Origin of the sequence: Archangium sp. (genome assembly GCF_036388035.1) — a bacterium.
In the GTDB taxonomy this organism is placed as follows: Bacteria; Myxococcota; Myxococcia; order Myxococcales; family Myxococcaceae; genus Archangium.
The window spans coordinates 1-2,665 of record NZ_DASVSO010000883.1 but is presented as its reverse complement, the minus strand read 5'-3'; the positions used below and the strand labels follow the sequence as shown (position 1 = coordinate 2,665).

Genomic DNA, 2,665 nt, shown 5'->3' with positions numbered 1-2,665 from the left:
GGCGGTGCGCTCCGGGACGCGCAGCCGGGCCCCGCTGCCCAGGCTTCCCACCGAGTGCGCCGCGAAGAGGCCGAAGGGCGTCGCGCGGCCAGCCATCCGCGACAGGTAGCGCACCAGCGTGCGCTCCACCTTCAGCCCACGCTCCGAGTCCGGGGACTCCAGCCAGCAGGGCAGGCTCTCATCGAGACTGGGCGAGGCGAGGAAGAGGGCCTCGCGCACCACGGGATCCGCCACCCACCGCCGCAAGGACTCACGCAGGCGCGCGCGCTCCATCGTGAGCGCATCCGCGCGCTGTCCCTCCGGGAGCTGCCAGGCCGTCAGCCCGTGCCCCCAGCCGGTCAGCACGTCGAACGGGAGCAGCGGGGTGCGCAGGGCGAAGAAGCCCGAGGCGGTGTACGGCGGCGCGGAGGCCGGAGGAGGACGCGGAGGGCTCGTGGACATGAAAGCGGCTCGGGGGGGTCCGCGGTGGTGAAAAAGCAGACGGCCGGAAGGATGGCACACACCACCCTTCCGGCCATGGGTACAACCGACGAGCGCGTGGCTCAGTAGGTGATGGTGCCGCTGTTGTCGCAGGGGGGAGGCGCGCTGCGGGCCTCGAGATAGGTGCAGTTGCAGCCCGTGCCGCCCACGATCTGATCGAGCACATCCACCTGCGAATCGCTCACCTCGCGCAGCGTCTCCTTCGTCAGGGACAGCTTCACCTTCAGCTTCTCGTTCGTCATCAGGGCCTTCCTTCTTTCGGGGGTAACGCCAGGGACGGAGCCGGGAGGCTGCAGGTCACCGCCCAAGGCCAAAACATCCTAGGTTGTCGGATAAGCGCCTCGAAACATAAAGTTAATCTTTTTTTCCTGTTCTGGACTCCAGAGAAGGAGACAGCGGAAAGAAAGACAGCTGGAAGCGGGCCGGTGCAGAGGCGGGCAGGTGAAGACATCCCATGCGGAAGTGCGGCGTAGCAGCTCTGCCCAATCCACTCCTTCTGGACTGGCCCGTCACCACCGGCCTCGGGGCGTCTCGTTCACTCCCTCGAGCTCGTTCTTGCAACGCTCACCTCCGTGCGAAGGTCCAGCCTCCACGGAGTCTCCTGGGAGCCCTCGCATGCGCACCGTCACCGCCCGCCTTCTGTCTCCGGTCTGCCTGCTGTTGCTGGTCGCCTGTGCTGGGGCTCGTCCCGCCGAGCCACGGGGTGCTTCACCGGCCCCGAGCGCGTCCACCGTCGTGCTGCTGGTGCGCCACGCGGAGAAGGCAACGGAGGGTGGAGATGACCCGGCCCTCACCCCCGCGGGTCGGCAGCGCGCGGAGGTGCTCGTCCAGGTGGCCCAGCACGCGGGCGTGAGTGCCATCTCCGCCACGCGGCTGCGTCGGACGCGCGAGACCGCGCAGCCGCTGGCGGATCGCCTCGGCGTCCCCATCACCGTGCGCGAGGTCATTCCGGGCGGGGGTCGGGCACAGGCCGCGCAGCAGGCCCGGGACCTCCTCACCCAGCACCGGGGGCAGGTCGTCCTGGTGGTCGGCCACAGCAACACCCTTCCTCTGGTGGCCGAGGCACTGGCCGGGGTCCCCATCCCGCCCATCCCCGACAGCGAGTACGACCGCCTCATGGTGGTCGTGGTTCCGCCGTCGGGTCCGGCCCGGCTCATCCAGTCGCGGTACGGCGCGCCGAGTGCGCCGTGAGCAGGATGAACTCCATGGCGAGGCGGGTTGCTCCAGGCTACGGAGTCCCTGACCCATGCCGCCGCGAACCCGAGGACCCACAGGACTGAGCCCCCGCGAGGCCGAGCGCCTGCGCCCTTGTCTGGACGCCTTCCTGGCCTCGACGGACAGCCAGGGGCGTATCGCCTTCGACCCGCTGGAGTTCCCGCACCGCTACCAGGACCCGAGGGACATCGAGGTCAGCGCGCTGCTGGCGGCGGCCTTGGCCTACGGGCGGGCGGACCTGTTCCGACCCAAGGTGGACGCGCTGCTCCAGCGCATGGGTCCGTCTCCGGCGGCCTTCGTGCGTGGGCTGGACGTGGCCGGGGCGCGCGAGCTGCTCGCGGGCTTCGTCTACCGCTTCAACGTGGGCACGGACGTGGCGGTGCTGCTGCTGGGCATGGGGCGGGCGCTGCGCGAGCTCGGGAGCCTGGAGGCGCTCTTCGTCCAGGGGCTCGAGGCCCGAGGCTCCTGGCACGGTGCGCTGGACGCCTTCACCACGGCCCTGCGCGACGTCCCCATGGAGCCCTTGCGCAAGGCGCTCGGGCCCGAGCGTGGGCTGCACCACCTGTTGCCCTCGCCCCTCGGGGCCGGCGCCGCCAAGCGGCTCAACCTCTTCCTGCGGTGGATGGTGCGCGGGCCGGATGGGGTGGACCTCGGCATCTGGCGGCGGGTGCGTCCCTCGGCGCTGCTCATCCCCCTGGACACCCACATCGGGCGCATCTCGCAGCACCTGGGCCTCACCCGCCGCAAGGACCTGAGCTGGCGCACCGCCGAGGAGGTGACGGCCTCGTTGCGCGCGCTCGATGCGGAGGACCCCGTGCGCTTCGACTTCGCGCTGTGTCACTACGGCATGAGCGGGGTGTGTCCCTCCAAGCCCGTACCAGAAAACTGTGCCCGGTGCCTGCTGCTGCCGGCCTGTAGCGTGGGGCGCGAGACGGTGGCCCGGAGCGGGAAGCGCGGGGTCTACCCTGGG

At 70.7% G+C, this 2,665-nt stretch carries 4 protein-coding genes; 2 read left to right on the top strand and 2 right to left on the bottom strand.

Annotated features, from left to right (window positions below; translation table 11 throughout):
• Both VF697_RS36220 and VF697_RS36215 read right to left on the bottom strand, forming a co-directional pair.
• The coding region (locus VF697_RS36220; RefSeq protein ID WP_331102334.1) for a lantibiotic dehydratase at nt 1–441 on the bottom strand (441 nt) is incomplete at its 3' end.
• A 101-nt stretch (nt 442–542) separates the two neighbouring features.
• Nucleotides 543–722, bottom strand: coding sequence for a hypothetical protein (locus VF697_RS36215; protein WP_331102333.1), 180 nt, complete (start codon nt 720–722; stop codon nt 543–545).
• A gap of 373 nt (nt 723–1,095) precedes the next feature.
• Between VF697_RS36215 and VF697_RS36210 the strand changes: the two genes are divergently transcribed.
• Both VF697_RS36210 and VF697_RS36205 read left to right on the top strand, forming a co-directional pair.
• Nucleotides 1,096–1,671, top strand: a complete 576-nt coding sequence (locus VF697_RS36210; RefSeq protein WP_331102332.1) for a phosphoglycerate mutase family protein — start codon at nt 1,096–1,098, stop codon at nt 1,669–1,671.
• Between the two features lie 55 nt (nt 1,672–1,726).
• On the top strand, nt 1,727–2,665 hold a 939-nt coding region (locus tag VF697_RS36205; protein ID WP_331102331.1), incomplete at its 3' end, for a TIGR02757 family protein.